Source organism: Hominimerdicola alba, assembly GCF_900109655.1.
Classification (GTDB): Bacteria; Bacillota; Clostridia; order Oscillospirales; family Ruminococcaceae; genus Hominimerdicola; species Hominimerdicola alba_B.
The window spans coordinates 1-19,732 of the sequence record NZ_FOAT01000029.1 but is presented as its reverse complement, the minus strand read 5'-3'; the positions used below and the strand labels follow the sequence as shown (position 1 = coordinate 19,732).

The 19,732-nt window shown below is 40.1% G+C and carries 14 protein-coding genes and 2 pseudogenes; 11 read left to right on the top strand and 5 right to left on the bottom strand.

Features of this window, described 5'->3' with window-relative positions:
• Positions 1-68: 68 nt before the first annotated feature.
• The 4 genes from BMY75_RS16835 to BMY75_RS16820 are packed head-to-tail and all read right to left on the bottom strand — an operon-like array spanning position 69 to position 7,373.
• The gene (locus BMY75_RS16835) at positions 69-479 is read right to left on the bottom strand and encodes an immunity protein YezG family protein (protein ID WP_074836288.1); all 411 of its coding nucleotides are present in this window, start codon (positions 477-479) and stop codon (positions 69-71) included.
• A complete protein-coding gene (locus BMY75_RS16830) occupies positions 476-1,114 on the bottom strand; it encodes a DNA/RNA non-specific endonuclease (RefSeq protein ID WP_074836285.1) in 639 nt (212 codons plus the stop codon). Before BMY75_RS16830 ends, BMY75_RS16835 begins: the two co-directional genes overlap by 4 nt.
• Before the next feature lies 1 nt (position 1,115).
• Positions 1,116-4,829, bottom strand: a complete 3,714-nt coding sequence (locus BMY75_RS16825) for a helicase HerA domain-containing protein (RefSeq protein WP_074836283.1) — start codon at positions 4,827-4,829, stop codon at positions 1,116-1,118.
• Positions 4,830-4,844: 15 nt separating this feature from the next.
• Positions 4,845-7,373: a dynamin family protein gene (locus BMY75_RS16820; RefSeq protein WP_074836281.1), complete on the bottom strand. Its 2,529-nt coding sequence runs from the start codon at positions 7,371-7,373 to the stop codon at positions 4,845-4,847.
• Between the two features lie 1,881 nt (positions 7,374-9,254).
• On the opposite strand from BMY75_RS16820, the gene BMY75_RS16815 reads away from it, so the two are divergent.
• The 6 genes from BMY75_RS16815 (at position 9,255) to BMY75_RS16790 (ending at position 14,173) form a co-directional block, all read left to right on the top strand.
• The gene (locus BMY75_RS16815; RefSeq protein WP_074836279.1) at positions 9,255-9,548 is read left to right on the top strand and encodes a helix-turn-helix domain-containing protein; all 294 of its coding nucleotides are present in this window, start codon (positions 9,255-9,257) and stop codon (positions 9,546-9,548) included.
• A 212-nt stretch (positions 9,549-9,760) separates the two neighbouring features.
• Complete coding sequence (locus BMY75_RS16810) at positions 9,761-10,111, top strand: plasmid mobilization protein (protein WP_242940275.1); 351 nt, start codon at positions 9,761-9,763, stop codon at positions 10,109-10,111.
• A complete protein-coding gene (locus tag BMY75_RS16805; protein WP_242940274.1) occupies positions 10,060-11,508 on the top strand; it encodes a relaxase/mobilization nuclease domain-containing protein in 1,449 nt (482 codons plus the stop codon). Before BMY75_RS16810 ends, BMY75_RS16805 begins: the two co-directional genes overlap by 52 nt.
• A gap of 2 nt (positions 11,509-11,510) precedes the next feature.
• Positions 11,511-11,939 (top strand): hypothetical protein, encoded by a 429-nt coding sequence (locus BMY75_RS16800; protein WP_074836276.1) that lies wholly within the window; start codon positions 11,511-11,513, stop codon positions 11,937-11,939.
• 155 nt (positions 11,940-12,094) lie between these two features.
• Entirely contained in the window at positions 12,095-13,372 is a 1,278-nt protein-coding gene (locus BMY75_RS16795; RefSeq protein WP_074836273.1) for a tyrosine-type recombinase/integrase, read from the top strand.
• A gap of 384 nt (positions 13,373-13,756) precedes the next feature.
• The gene (locus BMY75_RS16790; RefSeq protein WP_074836270.1) at positions 13,757-14,173 is read left to right on the top strand and encodes a hypothetical protein; all 417 of its coding nucleotides are present in this window, start codon (positions 13,757-13,759) and stop codon (positions 14,171-14,173) included.
• A 34-nt stretch (positions 14,174-14,207) separates the two neighbouring features.
• Here BMY75_RS16790 and BMY75_RS16785 read toward each other — a convergent pair whose 3' ends face one another.
• Positions 14,208-15,761 carry a hypothetical protein gene (locus BMY75_RS16785; protein WP_074836267.1) on the bottom strand — a complete coding sequence of 518 codons (1,554 nt, stop codon included), beginning with the start codon at positions 15,759-15,761 and terminating at the stop codon, positions 14,208-14,210.
• A 406-nt stretch (positions 15,762-16,167) separates the two neighbouring features.
• Here BMY75_RS16785 and BMY75_RS18850 point away from each other — a divergent pair.
• From BMY75_RS18850 to BMY75_RS16765, 5 genes and pseudogenes are all read left to right on the top strand, one after another.
• Positions 16,168-16,359, top strand: a pseudogene (locus BMY75_RS18850) (helix-turn-helix domain-containing protein); the annotation flags it as partial.
• A complete protein-coding gene (locus tag BMY75_RS16780) occupies positions 16,354-17,391 on the top strand; it encodes a DNA cytosine methyltransferase (protein ID WP_431602523.1) in 1,038 nt (345 codons plus the stop codon). The pseudogene BMY75_RS18850 and the gene BMY75_RS16780, both read left to right, overlap by 6 nt.
• Complete coding sequence (locus tag BMY75_RS16775) at positions 17,391-18,206, top strand: Eco47II family restriction endonuclease (protein ID WP_074836262.1); 816 nt, start codon at positions 17,391-17,393, stop codon at positions 18,204-18,206. Before BMY75_RS16780 ends, BMY75_RS16775 begins: the two co-directional genes overlap by 1 nt.
• 1 nt (position 18,207) lies before the next feature.
• Positions 18,208-19,401, top strand: coding sequence for an ATP-binding protein (locus BMY75_RS16770; protein WP_074836259.1), 1,194 nt, complete (start codon positions 18,208-18,210; stop codon positions 19,399-19,401).
• 139 nt (positions 19,402-19,540) lie between these two features.
• A pseudogene (locus BMY75_RS16765) lies at positions 19,541-19,732 on the top strand (IS256 family transposase); the annotation flags it as partial.

Here is a 19,732-nt window from a genome sequence, read left to right as displayed (position 1 = left end):
ATAATCATGTGCTAATATGCTGATAAGACCGACTGCTTTCACAATCGGTCTCATCATATACTCTTTTATTACACTATTTGTAGTTTACACAGAATTTGGGATTGACTCTCCAGATATTTTTCCTTCCATTTCTTTTTAAACATATATGTTCCGCTTGAAAGATCCGAATAATCAAAATCTATATGCATTTTTCCTTTCCTTGATACTACCATCGTCATGTTTGTCCAAAGGTCACCACTAAACTTGTTTCGTTCTATTGAAAAAAGTTTGTCAATTGTTGAGAAAGATTTTGCCATATCTTTTTCGGAAACTCCCGGCAGATCATAGCATTTAATATACTCAGAATCATTCTTTTCATAAAACTCAATCGAGTATGATTCCTCACCATATTCTATATATACTATCAACTTGCTCCAATCTGAGATTAGATACTTATTTAACTCATCAAAAACAGACTGATATATTTTTTCACTAATCATGATTTTGCCTCACTTTTGTTTTTAAAAACTACAACTGTTTTATCCCCGTCAATACTATATGAAACCTGAAAATCTGATGGTCTTGAGGAATCGTTCCCATATATAGGTTCAACTTTCAATTTGACGTCTGCTCCGTTTTTTACTGCATCAGCGAGTGTATTTTCTACTCGGTTATAATCAGATTTGTTTAGTTTTGCATCCATAGGAACAACATTACCTAGTCTATCACTTCCGCCAAATTGATTTGCAATAAGATGCCCACGATCATCACTTAGGTTATATTCTTGGCTTTTATATTTCCTGACATTCTCCATATTTCGACCGTAGTCCGGATCTTTAATCCTAATTTTTCCTTCTGCGGATTTTATACGTCCTTTATTATCAGTTTCATATTTATAACCATTAAGCTCATATTGAGTATTTGGCAAGAGATGATCTGTTTCACGATACTTGGTTCCATTATCATCTAAATTCTCTTTGTTTACACCGGATAAATCATTCTGGGTATGTTTCTCATGAGCTACAATACCAGATCCGTGTTTCAAAGGTACCGGCTCCACCCTCTTATCAGGATCAAACCCTTTGCTTTCAAAGGAACTCTTTTGTTCCTTCACGTCATGGTTATGTACCTCCATACTAGCTCAGTCCTCCTTCTATGCTCCATTTTTCAAGATCATCACATTTACCCAGCTGTAAGAAAACATAGTCTGTTATTATGCACTGTACTATATCCCTGCGAACCTGATCATCTATATGTTCACTTATTGTTTCTCGTAGGATCCGTTCCACAGCATTAGTCCACTCAACAGGCTCTCTTGAAGCTTCATAAGCTTCTTCCACAGCTTTGCGTACTGTCGGGAATATTTCAGCCATTATCGGTGCAAGCTTTGTCATTCGTGGTTCCTTAGGAGGAGATATTATATGTTTCATTATCCTGACTTTCACCGAAGCTGATAATCCGATTTTATCCAGCTTTTCAGTGATTTCTGCCAGAACCTTCTCTTTATCAAGTTTTGTTCCACTACTCAGAAGCTCTGCGATATAAAGACGCTCATGGCTACTGTCATCACAATTCGATCTTTCACTTGATCGGTCATACCTGTATCTGCTTTCTTTTCCACCAAATCTTACCACCTTGCAAAGTACAGGCTGTACCCATTCATTCTGATATACTGCCGCAACACCACAGGGAAGTTTTGCAAGTTCATCTATCTGAGCATCGTTAAGATTTGCCGCTTTGCCCACAAGCTGTCTGTCGTCAAGATCAGGCAGACGAAGAATTATCTTGGTATTTGTATTACGTATGGCTGCCATGTCAAGCAGTCCGGGAGCCTGATCCGCAATTATAAATCCTTCACCATAGGTTCGCATCTCAGCAATAGCATTGGATATCATCTCAACACTTTTGCCGGTAAGATCAGCGCCCTCTGCACTGTGAGAACCTGATGTTCTTTTTAACAGATTATGTGCTTCTTCCAGCACAGTGATATGTTCCAGCTTGGAATTCATTCTTCCCTGAGTCATACGATGCTCCTGGAGTTTAAGCACCAGCATACCCATGATAAGCGATTTCGTTTCCGATGAACCCACACGGCTGAGATCAACTATTGCATTTTTGTCAAAGAGCTCTTTGTTGGTCAATTCATTACTCGTGAATATCATTCCGTTGATACCGTTAGTCAGCGAGTTGAGCCTTGTAAGCAGTGAGCCTTTATATGCGCCCTTGTTTTCAGCGTCGTATTCACTGCTGTCGATTATCTGTCTGACATTTCTTGCAACATCAGCAAAATTAGGATAAAGCCCGCTTCCGTATTCATTCACTGACAAAGTCATATCCCAGCCGCAGTCCTCGTATGACTTCTCAACTGCCTCTTTTAAAACGGCAGGCATAGCTGCATACATCGGCCAGCAGACATTGAATATCTCCACCAGTCGGTCGATATGTTCAAGAACATGGATACCCTCAGGGAAACTGAACGGGTCAAGCCTTAGCAGCGGCATGATCGCCATATTAGTACCATAGACAGATACATCGCTGTCATTTCCGAATATATGCTTATATTCACCCTTTGCAGGCTCAATAACAAGAAAATTCACGCCTTGTTCCTGTGCTTCAAGCAGCAGCCTGTATACCGTATTGCTTTTACCCGAACCTGTGCTGCCCGTTATGAATGTATGTGATGCCAATGAATCACGTTTCAGCGAAACGGAAGTCGGTTCTTCATGATTCATATGGAATATCTTACCAAGAGAGAATTCATTATCGTTTTTGTAAATGTCATCGTATGTTACTATGTTTCTTCCGAATTCAGCGCATTCTATAACAGGAAATCCCGCAACAGACTTCTTCGGGAAATTCAAAGAGTACGCAAGTTCTTTGCCCGACAAAGCAGTTGTAGCTGTAACAACAGGGGGATAGACATAATAATCCGGATCAATTAAATATGCCTTCGGATTAAGTCCGAACTCCGGATGCCTGAGTTCACGAAGATATCCGCATATCTCCCTTGCATCTCCGCTTTCTGCCGTATCACCGCGCCACATATTGATAGATGCCTGCGACATATACGATTCCTCGCCCTGAGTAAGTGCGATATACGAATGTGCCACATTATTGGCTATGTTATAATCCTCGCTGAGGACATAAGCCGCAAAATCCCACATACCAAGCGCTGTGCTCAGCTCATATCGTTTCATCTGCTGTTCAAGGACTTCAAGTGCGTGTTTTATAGTGTAGTTGGTATAGTTCTGGGTGATGCCCTCATTTTTGCCGACAGTAGCTGTAACATTAGATGAACGTGCAAAATTAACACCAAAGTTTCCGCCAAGATTAACGCTCTTGAATGTACCTGCGGTTTTAGCTACGGTGTTTGTTACAGCTTTGCCAAGGGTGTTGGTTATTGCTCTGGCAGTTTGATTGGATACCGTATTTTGAATGGTTTTTCCAACTGCCTTAGCAGTCGATTCTGTAACACCTTCCATAACACTTTTAGCTTTTCCAACAGTATCTGTATTAGTTAATGATGTACCTGTTGTATCGCTTGTTCCACGATTCCAGCCATGACCGTAATTTATACTCTCCTGCAATGACAAACTTTGTGTAGAACTTAGTCCAGTCGTTGCACTAGCATTTATACCATTTCCTGGTACGCCAACCTGACCACCTACTGTTGCACTTATACTTTCCGTTACTGAAATTGATTCTGTTGCCGCAAGACCAGCCCCAACAGTATCACTGCTTCCTTCATTGACAGAATGAGAGCTATTTTCTCCTCTAGCAACTGATGAACTTGAATTTTCCGTATCCGTTACCGAACTGTTTTTGCCGGAAGATACTGTTTCTGTCTCATTAGAACCGGTGGAATCAGAAAGAGTTTTTCCTTCTGTATCGGATTGTGCCTTTGATGAAGAATCCGTTGTACCATTGCTGTTAGTCACGGAATTATTCACACCGTTCTGCACACCTGCACTTGCTCCGACATTGACTCCGAATGTCGCATTAGAGCTTTGTGCTCCCGATTCGGTATAGGTAAAATTTGTCTGCCACTGCGAATAAGGCGCAAGACCTGTATACAACTCGGAAAGGCGCAGCTTTCTATCCTCTGCATCACGGATAGGCGTAGCAAGGAGTATAAGTGTATACTCCTGTGAAATGTTTTCAGGAACGATACCGTCAAGCAGTTTTTCTATTGTCTGGCTGATGAACTTCTCAGATTTTTCCGCAGGGATATTCGATGCCGTTGCTACAGTATATGGCAAATGATTTTTAAGACACGGAGGCGAACCTATACCGTCTTCATTTTTCCATTCAGAACCCGGGAAATTGCCCCGCACAGCATCGGCAAGCCTGCGTTTGAAATTATTCGCATCAACATTATCACCTGAGTTCTTGTTGTTCGTCACCGCGAGATATACCTTGGTAAGTTCACAGGTGCGGTGGAAGATAAGTGCGATATTACAGTCCTCATCAGACAAAACATCATACACGTTTATCAGCTTTTCAAGGCTGTTTTCTTCCTTATCCGTGACCCATTTCGTTATATTGAAATAGCGCACATTATAGTCAGCATTAAAAGGCTCAGTATATGCCGCATCCTTGCTGATAGGTACATAAAGCTTGCTCAGCTGTGGAAGATAGGCATTGAATATCTCCACACTGCTCGCAGCCAGCAGACCTTTTGTAAGATCCTGTGCAGCAGGGTCATTGGGTGAATGTTCAGCAAGTTCTGCAAAATATCTTTCACGCTCCGACTGTATTATCTCCAGCTGTTCGGGACTGAGTGATGACAGCTTTGCTATCCTGTCACTTGCTTTTGCGCCCTTTCTCACTATCCAGTTCTTAACGCCCATCAGTCATCTCTCCTATCAGAACTCGTCTTCGGGGTCTTCCGAATCTCTCATCTGCCAGCTCATCTTTTCTTCGATCTCTCTTGAATACTCAATAAGCCGTTTTCTTCTCGATTCCAGTTCGCGCAGCGTTCTTTCCTGTTCGGATATAAGCTCTGTCAGCTGATGGAGATCGGAATTATAATCTGTAACGTTCTCTCGTATTTTTTTCAAAAGATCATCGGTCCATCTTCTGAAATTATTCTCATGGCTCTCTTTGAGCATATTGTAGATATGCGATGTCTGTCCTTTAAGTTCTTTGTTGTATGCTTTCGTCAGCTTGTTCAGATCAAGCTTTTTGTTTTCAAACAATCTGATACCGAACAGCATTATGTATCTCTTTTCAAACTGCGACCTCGTGAACAGCTTTTCCGTCTGTTCCTCAAAGGTTATATGATCATAGGTCAGAATGATATCCGAGATCTCGCTCTTTTCGGCATCTGTCAACTCTTCCGAACCTGTAACCAGCGTAGCCAGCTTGACTTTCATCTGCTCGGTCTTCTCAGTCCAGTATGAAACAGATGCGCTGTTCAGTATTTTTTGAACATGATCTATCCTGGCACTGAATTTATTCCTTACTGCTACAAGCAGTTCATCGGATGTCATGTTTTCGATTTCCAGCTGTTTATCATGAGCCTGCTTTATTTTTTCATGCTTTTCTTTTAATGACTCTCTTATCGCTTTCAGATTGATCTTAGCTCTTTTACCAGTATTTTCTGAAGCCGTTTCCTGTACAGCAGCTGATGCTGGTTCAGGCGAAGTTTCATCTGTCTTTGCTTCGGTTATCTTATGTTCAAGCTGAATAAGTTCGTCTTTTTCGATAAGTTTAAGACCTTCTGCCTTTGTAGATGCCATGTCCTTATCATACTGATTGAAGAAAAATGTCTGGAGATTATCACAGCCTTCTTCAAGAGAAGATATTATATCTGCCTTGCCGCTTTCAAGGTCACTTTCCCACCTATGTTTACCATCCTCACAGACTTGTCTGCTTTTCTCTATCTCATCAAGTGTAATTGAGATGACCTTGTTCAAAAACAGTCTTGACTGCTGGCATTTATTATATGGAGAATACTTTCCCGCAAATGTCTCTATCTCTTCTTCTATCCAGTAAAGACCGCTGTTCGCAAGTATCCTGTTGGGGTATCTCTGCGATTTCTGTAAAGATTCCTGCTTTATCTGTTCTGCCATGATATCATAGGTATACAGAGTTTTATAGAACTTATTGTTTGGGTCTATAAAACGATCTTTTATACGATCAAAAACATCTTCATAAAATTCATTTCTGAATTTACCGTTGTTTTTTGAACCAAGTCCCATTATAGACGAAACAAAATATACTCCGCCCGAATACAGCTGCCTGGGTATAGCCTGATGAAGCAAACGCTCTTCGTTAAAGTTTTTAAGGTTAGCATCATCAGCCTTGTTTACTATTATCATCGAAAAACGGCTGTCAAGTTCGGGCATATTCTTTATCTCCGAACACAGCTTTTCGTTATCGGTAGTATCCAGTGAGTTATATTCCGATACATATACAGGCAGTCCGTTGGAAAGATCGACCATAGCCTTCTTTAGAACTTTGATATGATCGAGATTTGATGCTGCATTTGAACCGGGAGTATCAAAAATAACAAACTTATTCAGCGATGAACCGAACACACCCTCTTTGTTGAAAGGTACAGATATCTCTATCATATCCGATACATCACGCATGATCTCAGCATTATCTCCACTGTTGATAGCCTCTAATATTCTGTTTACTCTGCAGGCTATGGATCTTTCTGAATATGGCTCAACAGACTCATATAGTATGGTGTACAGTTCGCTGTCTCTTGACATCGAGAATTCAGGCATACCATGTGCCTCAAAAGTTATCCTGACTCTGTTATCTTTGTAATCAAAGCATACCGAAGCTCTGTCATCGAACTGTGAACGTTCTATCCTATGTATTTTTGCAGTAAGAGGATCATCACCGCTGGGCAGTACCTCATATCCTATAAGAGAATTTATAAAAGTGGATTTGCCCGAACTGTAATTGCCAAGAACACAAATTGGTATATCGGTTTTGGTAACATCTTTGAAAAGCTGTTTCTCTCGAGCTATCTTACTGTCATCTTTGACGCTTTCATCGATAAGAGGCTGCATAAGGTCGAATATCTCCTTTACCTCAGGCAGGATATCTCTGGCATTACGAAGATAGCGCAGTGCTTTTTTAGGTCGGATCAGACCGTTATAGCATTCATCCATGCAGACAGTCTTCAGCTCATTGTATTCATCGTTAGTTCCTTCAAACAGAAGAAATATCACATCATTTCCTATCCTGAACTCATCATAAATAATGTCAACAATCTTTTTTACGTTGAATGTAAAAACTCCGCCTGTGAATTTCTCATTGAGCAGCTTGCTATTCTCATTATTGATAGTTTCCCATGAACCGCCGTTGTTATCATTCCATTTCATGTATGTGATCTTATTCTCATAAGGGTCGCTGATTATTTTAATCCTTGCCATTTTCATCATCCTTTACTATGTTTTAAGGCACTTGCTTTGCATAATATTATAACATAATTCCGATTAATTTTCAATAGTTTTTGTAAATTTCATACAGTTCATTGTCACGCATTTTTGATATTTCTTTATAAGCATCAAGGCATTTTACAGTCTAGTACCATCAAACGCCTTGAATAAAATGCAGGATAAAAAGTCCAATAATTGCGTAATAGTTCAAAAATATACTCCACCCGATCAAACTTCGTGCCATGAATACTTATATCTGTCACATGAATATAACCCTTATCATTTATATTTAATTCTATATCCGATACTCTAGATTTTACATATTATATCACATATCTCAAATTTTGTGGTAACTTTTTTTGGACAAAAGCCATTTGTGACATAAAATACTACCCAAAGATTATTGAATAGATTTATACATAAAAGACAATTAGCCGCAAATGATCGGTGTAAAAACACCTAGGCATCATACATAAAATACACACAACAAAAATAGGCAAATCGCAGAAATTAAAAATAATTTCTCGATTTGCCTTAACATTTTTATTTCAATCCTATGTATATATGAGAGCAAAAATAGTTTTCCAGAAAAGAATTTTTCTCAAGCTATCATATTTATCCATATCCAACGCAAACAAAATGTTTGTCAACACAGAAAACAATATATTCTGTCAAAAGGATTATTATTCTCATCCGTCATGAGCAAATTGCTTTTAGACCTTACATATTTTTTTGATGTATCCTAGCCCGTGCAAAATTTACAGAGTGCCGTACACTCTTGCCACACCAAATTTATTATTCCTACAAACTTTCTGAAAAAACAAAATTTGCATTTAACAAAATGGCCTCTAAGTGTGCTTACTTATGGAAGGAGTTTTTTATAAACAACAAAATAAAAATTATATTTGTGATATGCCTGATGTTAAATATGATTCCATGCTGATTAATTTTGTAATGCCGCACCTATTGTCTGTGCAATCCGCTGTTAAAAGATCCCCACGCCGTACCATGTCAGGTGCTTCTCACAAAAAATATTACAAACACCAAAATTGACCTCAAAAAAACGCCTCCCCGCCCCCTAACTTATGAAAGGGAAAATCATAATACTCCAAATACGTCCTCGTGTGTTTCAGATATTCTTTTCTAAAATCGCTGACCCCAGCGTATGCAATCACAAAAAGATGCAGCATTTCTCGGCTCTACCAATTCCGGACAATTATGTAATCCTACAAACATTTCAAAACCGGTTAAGATTTTGCCAGAAAACTCCCCTACCTTATGAAGATATGATTTATCTTCTTTTCAAAAATCATTTTTGCTAATGTGAGATACCTATTGTCGTTGTCGGGATATTTATTCTTACAAACATTTCAGCCAGGGTTAGATTTTGGCTGCTGCCAGCCCTTACCTAATGAGTTGCTATGTTCATCGTTATAATGCCGAAAGACAAAGCAAAAATATGACACCCCAATTATTGCATCACACAAACTTTATTAAAAATCGCTCGACAGACCAGACAAAAGTGCTCTGCCGTTTCTAACCTTATGAAAGGAGTTTTTATATTGCAGTAATCTCGACACCATCAACCGTCTACCATAATCGCTGACCGCACAGTTCTGCTGTCCCGCCAACAGCAGATAAGAAATGCAATAGTGATATCAACAACCATTCAGACCGAAAGGAGGCATTCAGGCGCACACACAACTTGAATCATAAATATCTGTCGAAGCAAACTTTTGTATTTCGATAGTTTTTCTATCGGACAAACTCTGCCGGATATGACACTAATACAAAATCATATCACAGCAGCTACCCGACAGAACAAAACCATACACCACTATATATTTCTAACCGAAAAACGAAAGGACGTTGCAAATGACATTTACACAGAAGAAAGAGATCATCACACAGATAACCGAGCTGCTGGATCAGCTCATCGAAGTTGAACCTGTATCACCCGCCCCAGTTTCCGAACCGAGTGCAGACAAGCCGCTGGAGATGCTGACAGTCAAGGAATGTGCCGCGCTTGTGGACGGTCTGTCGGAGAACACTATTCGTCAGTTATGCGCTCAGAATAAAATCGCCAATGTGAGGGCTGGCGTTGGTCGCCACGGAAAGATCCTTGTGAGCAAAGTGTCGCTGTTGAAATATCTTGGAATCGCAGGTTGATCAAATATTTGACTTGATGGAGATAGTAGCAAAATGTATATTATTTCCATTTTTAAAAGCATTATTACGCAAGTACAGAAAAGCCTGGTAAATTACCGGCTTTTCATCTCAATTATGGACAAGCCCATAATTGCGCTGTTTAGGGACAGCTGTCTCTAAACACAGGCTCGATAAAATCTAGCCCCAAAAGAAGAATGAATAAATGAAAGGGATTGATAACTATAGCAAGAAAAAATGAAACGCTCCGACGCAAAGAAATAGTTTATACGGCTGAGGAATGGAAGCAGATTGAGAAGAAGGCTGCAAAATGTCACCTGAAAACTTCGACGTTCATAAGAGCTATGTCGCTTGATGGCGCAGTTACAGTCGTTGACCTGAAAGAGCTTGCCCCTCTCCTGAATGGTATGCGAATTATTTCCAACAACGTTAATCAGGTCGCCAAGAAAGCGAATGAAACTAGCAACATATATTCCGATGATGTAGAAAAGCTGCGTGAGGAGGTGGGGCAGCTTTGCCGTACTGTAAGTCAGTGGCTATCCACGGTCACGTTGACAAAACCTTGAAGTACATACTTGATCCTGACAAGACCGAAGAACTGATGTACACGTCCTCAATAAACTGCATGACCGAAGGCGACCTCGCATATGCGCAGATGAAAACAGTTTATGAGCAGTACAGCCGACGCAGCTATGATGCACCCCAGTCAAAAAGCGGAAAGTCTGCGGTCAAGGCAATACACTACATAATCAGTTTTGCGGATTCGGAGAACGTCACGCCTGAGCTTGCTCACAAGATAGCCAAGGCTTTGGTGCGAAAGAATTTTGGCGAGGACGCACAGGCGGTCATCGCCACTCACACCAACACTGATCATGTGCATTGTCATGTCCTTGTGAACTCCTATTCGATATCGGGTCAGCGGTTTTATGATAACAAGAAGTCTTTGAGGATAGTTCGCGAGAATACGAACGGAGTGTGCCGAGCTTTCGGTGTTACGCCTGCGTTGAACTTCGAGAACAAGGGGCGGTCTATATCTCATTATGAATGGAAGTGCAGAAAGAACGGTGTGTCATGGAAGGAGCATATCCGAAATGCAATCGACAGCTTGATACCTAATGTCAATAGCTTCGATGAACTACTATCCGAACTTGAAAGACTTGGCTATTCTATAAAGAGGGACAAGCACATCTATATCAAAGCCCCGGGACAGAAGCGTTCTATCAGCTTGTGGAAGCTGGGCGAGGACTACACCGAGGAATCGCTGAACGCACGAATACTCTGGCGCATGGTGGGTGGCGGAAATGGCATCGAACATTTCCGCAATACAGCGATAGAGCGAGCATATATTTCTGTTATTGGTGAGATCAGAATTCTTGCTTCTGAAAATAGAAAAGTTCAGCGCAGGACAGACCCAAATGCTCCGTATGACGTGAATAATGATCTGGATATTTACAGGCTATCTGCGCAGCTTACGGTTATTAATCGAGATAAGATCATGTCAATAGAAGATCTTAAATATCGAATCGATAGGCAAGGTGCGGAGTATATTGCATTGCAGGAACAGTTATCCCGATTGCTGTTGGAGCAGGAACAGGTGCAGGAGCTGATACGTCAGAGTGAATTCTATTTTACTAACGCTAATAGGTATGATCTGTCAGCTGAGGATAAAAACCGTCTTGAAATATATATATCTTCGATGCAGGCTAATGATATTCATTCGCCCGATGACATAAACTGCTGGCGCGAGCAGAATACTAAACTGCACTCTGATATCATGGCACTCAAAAATACTATCGCTGAGAAAAAGAATAAGCTTGCGATGTACACGGATATTCGAGATACTTATTATGAAATATCTTGCGGTGATTATATTTCAAAGCTTGTCGAGGAAGAAAAATTGCGCAGGGAGCAGGAGCGTCAAAAGAAATCACAGGAAGTTAAAAAGAAGAAAGGAAGTCGATAATTATGGGTAGAAAGGCAGATATAAATAATCTCATTAGAGATGCAGAACACAAGGACAAGATCGTTATTGATGCTGAAAACTATCTTGAAACTGCCAAAGCTAACTCAGCCGAGGCTTGGGTCAAGGTCGAAAAGCGAAGAAAAGAATTGGAGCAGGAGAATAATAATGCTCTTGCGGAGATCAGCAAGAAGCTATTCTGGGCTGACATAACGGCTGAAGAATTGCAGTCAAAATGGGACGAGCTGCTTTTGATTGCTGAGGTCAAGGAGTACGTTGCTTTCGAGAAGGCTAATTATGAAGCTGAATTAAAGAGAAAGGCGGCTGAGGAAGCTGCTAAGAAGAAGGCGGAGAGCCAGTCTGATGGTAACAATAATATCTGCACTGACGAAAATAGTGAACAGGAAAATGTGACTACGTCAAATAACATTTAATATTAGGTATAGAATATTACCACGAGACCTTATAGATATATTTTGGCATATTTCCATTTACTATATTTCACGAAAAGAGTATTGACTTTAAAGCATGAAAGTGTTATAATTATAGTGCAGAAATATGCCAACGGTCTCCGAAAGGAGGAAGCCTTATGGCATCAATAGAAAAACGAGGAAACAGTTATCGTATCAAAGTATCCTGCGGGTACAAGGTTGACGGAAAGCAGGTCACTCAGCGTATGACCTGGACACCCGACCCCGACATGACCCCGAAACAGATCGAAAAGGAACTGCAAAGGCAGGTCGTATTATTCGAGGAAGAGTGCAAGAACAAACCGGTGGTTGCGACAATTAAGTTCGAGGCCTTAGCCGAAGAATGGTTTGAAGAATACGCTAAACTCAACCTGAAAAGCACTACATTCACTCGTCAGCGTCAGCTTACCAAGCGCGTTTACAAAGCAATAGGACACCTGCGCCTCGACAAGATAACCGCCCGCGATATACAGAAATTCATAAACAGCCTTGCCCAGGAAGGAGTAAACGAGCATACAGGCAAGCCGCTGTCAAGAAAAACTATGGTTCATTATTTGTCTTTCATATCGACGATACTGGACTATGCAATAAGAATGGATATGCTGAATGACAACCCCTGCAGGCGTGTGACGATCCCGAAAGGCAGCAAGAAAAAGCGTCACATTCTCACAATGGAGGAGACACAGCATTTCTTCAAGCTGCTAGATGATCACGCACCATTGAAATGGAAAGCATTTTTCGTGCTGATAATTTACAGCGGTATGCGCCGCGGTGAAATGCTCGGACTAGAGTGGCATGACATTGATTTTTCAACGGGAATGATCCACATTGAACGCACATCAAATTACACCAAGGCGAGAGGCATCTACACTGACACTCCGAAAACCGAGAACTCGGTGAGGTACATAAAAGTCCCGATGAACGTCATCGATGTTCTGAAAGAGTACAAAGAGTGGCAGGATGCTGAACGTGAAAGGATCGGCAGCAAATGGGTAGAAACCAACAGGCTGTTTACAAAATGGTGTGGCACACCCATGAATCTTCAGACACCCTATGGCTGGCTGCAAGAGTTTTGCGAGGAACACGATTTTCCATTCTATGGTATTCACCAGTTCAGACACTTACATACCAGCTTACTGATCGGCGCAGGCATTGATCCTACAACGGTTTCGGGCGTTTTAGGCCATGCGCAAGTCTCGACAACTTTGAATCTTTACAGTCATATGTTCAGAGAAAACCAGGTGCGAGCCTGCGATGCAGTAGCAAACGCTCTGTCATTCGTTCAGCCCACCAACCCAACACCTACTCCGCCGCCTGTTTCAAACACAGCTAATTGTAAGGAAGATTATGATAATCCTCCCCGCATAACCTGGTCCAGGACAGGCTATGGTGCGTGAAGTTACAGTAAGTCCCATATAAGTCCCAAGGCGGTTTTCAAGGCAAAAAGAAAAGCTCTAAAACCGCGCATTTGCGCTGTTTTAGAGCTATCGTCAGGATGACCCGTACGGGAATTGAAAATCTCGGCGCACTTTTTGTGACTTGTCGAGATATGCAGAAACGCCCGAAAATACGGTGTTTCAGAACAATCTACAAAAGTTCGTTTATGCTGTTTTTCGCTAAGTTTTTGCACCCTTAGCGGACAAATAGCGGACAAAAAACATTCGACATACCCTTGTACTTATTCGTTTTTCACCGATGTGCAGATCATATCAGCGGACAAAATGAGCGTATTTTTATGACTACTCGCTGATACATCTGAACGATAAGTAGGAGGATTTTTTATGAGCAGATACACAAGTGAACAGACCGCATACAGCTTCCTGAAAAAGAAATACGTTCCGCTGTGGAGGCTTGACACCAACACAGTGACCGTCAACCACTTCAACGCTGATACACAGACCGATGAGAGCAAGACTTACCATACCGACTTCATCAGGTATCATCTTCATTATTCTGATAGCAAATGCCCTGACAGGCTTCGCAGGCTCGTCAATGATGGTAAGATCATGGCGTACATTGATGATATGGAGATGAAAGTCGGTGAAGCTATCTCACGTCAGGTGAAGCTTTGGAAGCAGAGCGACAGTTGCTATCAGAAAGCTGTCCTCAGCGGTGATGCCGAGAAGATACTCGGTCTGGAGAACTGCTTCATTAGTATGGCGAGAGAAGCAGTGTTTGAGTGTATGGTTTATATTTGAGGAGCAACGGCTGTGCCTTCGGGTGCAGCCGTTGTTAGTTTAGGATAGACCATATTCTTCTCTTCTTAGTGCCAAATGAGTCTATAATCCATATTTCCGAGGGCAGATTGTCTCTAGATAATTCAATTATATCATAGTGATCATAATTGAATCTTTTTAATACTATTGTATTGGTTATGAGTCCGCTTTCATTATATTTTATTCCTTCATTTCGAGGTTCAATATTCATTCCTGAATACTCTTCACCATTAATTACACATAAGAAACGACTGCTCCTTTGTTTATCAATAATTCTGAAAAGTTCATCATATTTCAAATTCAATATGCCATCATCATATTTAATAAGAGAGGTATCAACGCTTCCTAGAATAGCGACATACAAGAAAAACGTATTCAATCTTATCATTTCTACCCTATTCCAATTATTAAAATAGTCTTTATGAAATAAATTGTTTCGGCATTCAATTCGATAACTGTTTAAGCACCTATAAATGATGCCCTTAACCGGGCGAATTTCTGATCTGAAAATACTTTCATGTGCTGCCTCATTTATGTAATGGATGTATTTTCCTAACGTAAATTCACTTATACAAGTCGTATCACTATGTAACGAAGCATAATTGCAACATATAGAGTTTAGTAATTGCTCAATTGATTTCAGATAGCTACTTACAATTGGTGTATAGTCAAACATCGGATTATTCTTGAAATATTTATATAGATACTCTGAAGTTGAAAAACTTTTCGCATAGTCGGAATTACCATTAAGCAGTAAATCGTACTTATTATTCAAGAAAAATTCGGAAAGCTTATACTTCGTTATTAGATTTGCAGATATCTTCTCAAGATTCTTATAATCGTCATTCATTACATTGTAATATGATAAAGATGATATTTCCTTTCTGATAATAGATAAGCTTTCATCTCTGGTTTTAGATATATAGTTTGGAGTGAACCCTGGTAAAGTAACAAGCGATATCATTGAGTTTGCCTTAGCTACTGCTTCTGATATTCTTTTTACAAAAGTCTCGTACATTTCTTCTATTTCATTTAAGGCTAAATCGTCGAATAATTCGTTAAACAAATCCCATAAAAGTATTACTTCGACAGGTTTATCACCGTATGAGATGCATTTAATATCATCCTTATGTAACCACTCGACACACACTATTTTATGAACGTTTTCTTTTTTAAGTAAAGAATCTATTTCTTCAGGCTTTATACTTGTGTAACGATATCCGATTTTTCTATCTTTATCAACGAATTCAAAACCAAATTTTTCTTCACTCTCAATATTCGTATATCCATTGTATATTCCTACATATTCAGATTCGGGCCATACTATTTCATATGCACACTCGTAGTAACATAAATCTTTCAAGATACCATTTATCATTTTTCTTGTGTACGATTCAAAATAAGATTCAAAGTACACTTGTTCATGATACTCTTTCGCTGTCTCTCCGAACATAGGAAATCCAAAATTTTCAAACCATTGATCATGTGATTGTTCAAGTTCACGTTCAATATTATTGAGATAAATGTTTATATTTTCATCAAGAATTATAGAAAGTTCATTACGATTCATAGTTTTCCCCCATTAATATATGAAAACAGCGCATAATCCGAAGAAAATGCGCTGCTAGTGTCGAGTGGTCAAGATTACTCTCCAAGAATAGAGATCACCTTACGAACTGCAGGAACGATGACATCAATCACCATAGCAGCCTTTTCTGCCACATCAAGGACAGCATTGAATTTCTTCATAGTACTACCTCCTTTCTGGGCAAGCCCGAGAATAAAATAAGAGTAGTACTTTATCTGTCCAACACCATTTAAATTATAGCACAAATAGTTCGTTCTGTCAATATACGTTTATGAAAACACGAAAAGATAATCTAACGCTTTCGTGAGATACGTTGACTTTTTCATCTGTTTGTGATATAATTATCATAACCCATTATTGTATCATAGGATACAGGAAGGAATGAATCATGGTGGCAGTAAGCTACAATAATCTATGGAAATTACTTATTGATAAAGGTATGAATAAGACCGAACTGAAAGAAGCATCAGGCATCAGCTTCAATGTCATGGCTCGTATGGGAAAAAACGAAACAGTTTCCCTTGAAAGCCTTGAAAAGATATGTATGGTGCTAAACTGCAATATCGGCGATATTATGGATATTACAACAAAGAAAGAACAGCGTACTTTCTCTACGATAGAGCTGTTTGCAGGCGCTGGCGGTCTTGCGCTCGGTGTGGAAAAAGCCGGTTTTAATACTCTCGGTCTTGTCGAGGTGGATAAGGATGCATCCGATACGCTCCGCAGGAACAGACCAGAATGGCGTGTTATCAACGATGATATTGCCAATATTTCCTGCCTTGATCTGCAAGAATACTTTGGTTTGAAGAAGGGTGAGCTTGATCTTCTTTCTGGCGGCGCACCTTGCCAGAGTTTCTCCTATGCAGGCAAAAGACTTGGCTTGGAAGATGCTCGTGGAACGCTGTTCTATCATTATGCGAAGTTCTTAGAGCAGCTCCAACCTAAGATGTTTCTTTTTGAGAATGTCCGTGGTTTGCTGACCCACGATAATGGCAGAACATACAAGACTATTACAGATATTTTTGAAAGCACGGGCTACACAATTCAGAAGAAAGTTCTGAATGCGTGGGATTACGGCGTTGCTCAGAAGCGTGAACGACTTATCACTATCGGTATCAGGAACGATCTAACCGATAAGATCAGTTTCAGTTTTCCTACTCCACACGAATACAAGCCCGTTCTTCGTGATGTGCTGCTTGATTGTCCTAAGAGCGAGGGTACACCTTATTCGGAGTATAAGCGTAAGATATTCGAGCTTGTTCCTCCGGGCGGTTATTGGAGAGATATTCCCGAGGATATTGCCAAAGAGTATATGAAAAGCTGTTGGTATATGGAAGGCGGCAGAACAGGTATCCTCCGCAGACTCAGCCTTGACGAGCCTTCGCTTACGGTGCTTACTTCTCCAAGCCAGAAGCAGACAGATCGCTGTCACCCCCTTGAACCTCGTCCGTTTACTATCCGTGAAAATGCCCGTTGTCAGAGTTTCCCCGATGAATGGCAGTTCTGCGGAAGTATAGGCTCTCAGTATAAGCAGGTCGGCAATGCAGTACCTGTAAACCTTGCAATGGATATAGCAAAACAGATAAGAATCGCACTGGAGGGATTATCATAATGTGGACGCTCAGATTTATCAGCGAAGAAGATTTTACAAAGCACGTTAAGAAAACCATTGAGAAGTATGGTGAAAAGCTCGAATCATTCGATTTAAAGCGTTTTAACAAGAATATAATCGACCCTATCAAGCTGATATTTGATAAGACTGTCTATCAGGCTTCATGGGAGGAGATCGTCAGCAACGAGATATTCCGCCAGCGTGACAAGTCCAATAACAATGATATCGGTTATTTCCATCAGCGTATCTTCCAGTACATAGCAAACTGCCATGTTCCCGACAACGGAAAAGAGGGCGGTTGGGATGTTATCTACGCTAATCCCGATGGTATTCCTATTCCTGACGGTAGCGTGGTGCATACCGTATACGTTGAAATGAAGAACAAGCACAACACTATGAACTCCGCATCGGCAGGCAAGACTTTTATCAAGATGCAGAATCAGCTTCTTACCGATGATGATTGTGCTTGTTTCCTCGTTGAAGCTATCGCCCAGAGATCGCAGAATATTAAGTGGGAAACTACCGTTGATAAGAAAAAAGTCGGTCATAAGCTTATCCGCCGTGTGAGCCTTGACCAGTTCTATGCTCTTGTAACCGGACAGGAAGATGCTTTCTATCAGATGTGTATGGTACTGCCGTCTGTTATTCAGAAAGCTGTGGACGAGCTTGAAGCCTCTATCGTTCCGCACGATACCGTTATTGATGAACTGAAGGCGCTTGCTAAGAAGCAGAACATCGATAACGAGAACCTTGCTGTGGCTATGGCGGTGTATATGCTGGGGTTCGGGAGCTATAAGGGGTTTGAAAAGAAGTAATATGAACCAAGAAGAATTATATTATGAAATCATTGACCTGATCGAATCTCAGCGAGAAGATGATTGGTGTGATTTCAAACGTGACCACCATAATGATAAAGCAGACCTTGTTCATGATATAATCTGTATGGCAAATAATAGAGCTAATCGTGACTCATACATAATTTGTGGAATTGAAGATAAGTCTTTCAACATAATAGGTGTAGAAAATGATACCAATAGGCGTAATCAGCAAAACATAGTCGATATTCTACGATCTGTATCTTTCGCAGGAAGCGTTAGACCTCGTATAGAAGTAAGAACCATTCAGATATCTGGTCATGATATAGATGTTATCATAGTAAAAAACAGCTTTGATGTTCCGTATTATTTAGAAAAACAATATCAAGACAGTAACATAAAATCTCCTGAAGGAAAAAGAATAGGAAAGATTGTTTATCCTTATCATATCTATACGAGAGTCGTTGACAATAACACGGCAATCGATAAAAACGCTGATATAAATGACATTGAATACTTATGGAAAAAACGATTAGGATTAAACGATACACCTTTGCAACTGATATATAAACTCCTTCAAAATCCTGATGATTGGGAATATGAAGATGATGTTTATTATCATAAACTCTATCCTCAATATACAATAAAGAACGAATTCGATTATGAAAATGAAGACTTTAATGAATTGTGCAAAGAAGAAGTTCCTGTAATGTATCATTACGTTCAATGTGATAGCAGTACTCATTATGGTCGTATTTCAATATTTCATTATTCTACCAAACTTTATTCATGTCAATCAACTTCTTTAGATGGGCCAAGAGCGTTGGTTCCTTGCCCTGAATGTGAGTATTTGCACTTTAATAATCCACTTGATACCGATGCAACATTTCGATACTACCTTGAGGATAGTATCGATTGGAAGTTGCTTTGCTTTTTTAAAAATAAAAAAGATAAAACAACAGGATTGGAAGCATCAATTGCAATAAGAAGGCATATGCACGTTGTTCTACTTTTTACTGAAAAGAAGCAGCACGATCTGTTTGTTCAACATATTCTAAGTCATAAAGAAGTATACTATTCAAAAAAGGAAGAAATCAAACTAAAGAATAAAATTCCAAATGATATTCATAAAAAGGCGCAAGAACATATGATAGATGCTTATACGTTCAATACAATGCTGAGTGAATTGAGATAAAACACATTAAAGGCTTTCTATTTCTGATTCGTCAGGATAGTAGAAAGCCTTTTTATTTTGCCCCGAGTCTATCCTAAAATTTGTGTAAACCTCTGAAGTAGTGTATAATAGAAGAGACACTACTTTGGAGGTTTTAATTATGAGCAGAAGACGAAGAAATGAAACAGAAGAGCAGCGAGCAAGAAGAGAGCTAATAAGTGATTTTCTTTCGGCAGCGAATATTCAGAGCATGGACGATATTCAAGAACTTTTCAAGGAGGCACTTGCCGGATTTATGGAAGGCAGCCTTGAATCAGAGCTTGATTCCGAGCTTGGATACGAGCCGTATGAC

Coding starts and splice junctions, on each gene's coding strand:
- BMY75_RS16775 (WP_074836262.1), top strand. CDS start 17,391: ATGTGGACGCTCAGATTTATCAGCGAAGAAGATTTTACAAAGCACGTT.
- BMY75_RS16835 (WP_074836288.1), bottom strand. CDS start 479: ATGATTAGTGAAAAAATATATCAGTCTGTTTTTGATGAGTTAAATAAG.
- BMY75_RS16770 (WP_074836259.1), top strand. CDS start 18,208: ATGAACCAAGAAGAATTATATTATGAAATCATTGACCTGATCGAATCT.
- BMY75_RS16825 (WP_074836283.1), bottom strand. CDS start 4,829: ATGGGCGTTAAGAACTGGATAGTGAGAAAGGGCGCAAAAGCAAGTGAC.
- BMY75_RS16830 (WP_074836285.1), bottom strand. CDS start 1,114: ATGGAGGTACATAACCATGACGTGAAGGAACAAAAGAGTTCCTTTGAA.
- BMY75_RS16800 (WP_074836276.1), top strand. CDS start 11,511: ATGGGTAGAAAGGCAGATATAAATAATCTCATTAGAGATGCAGAACAC.
- BMY75_RS16795 (WP_074836273.1), top strand. CDS start 12,095: ATGGCATCAATAGAAAAACGAGGAAACAGTTATCGTATCAAAGTATCC.
- BMY75_RS16815 (WP_074836279.1), top strand. CDS start 9,255: ATGACATTTACACAGAAGAAAGAGATCATCACACAGATAACCGAGCTG.
- BMY75_RS16790 (WP_074836270.1), top strand. CDS start 13,757: ATGAGCAGATACACAAGTGAACAGACCGCATACAGCTTCCTGAAAAAG.
- BMY75_RS16785 (WP_074836267.1), bottom strand. CDS start 15,761: ATGAATCGTAATGAACTTTCTATAATTCTTGATGAAAATATAAACATT.
- BMY75_RS16780 (WP_431602523.1), top strand. CDS start 16,354: ATGGATATTACAACAAAGAAAGAACAGCGTACTTTCTCTACGATAGAG.
- BMY75_RS16820 (WP_074836281.1), bottom strand. CDS start 7,373: ATGGCAAGGATTAAAATAATCAGCGACCCTTATGAGAATAAGATCACA.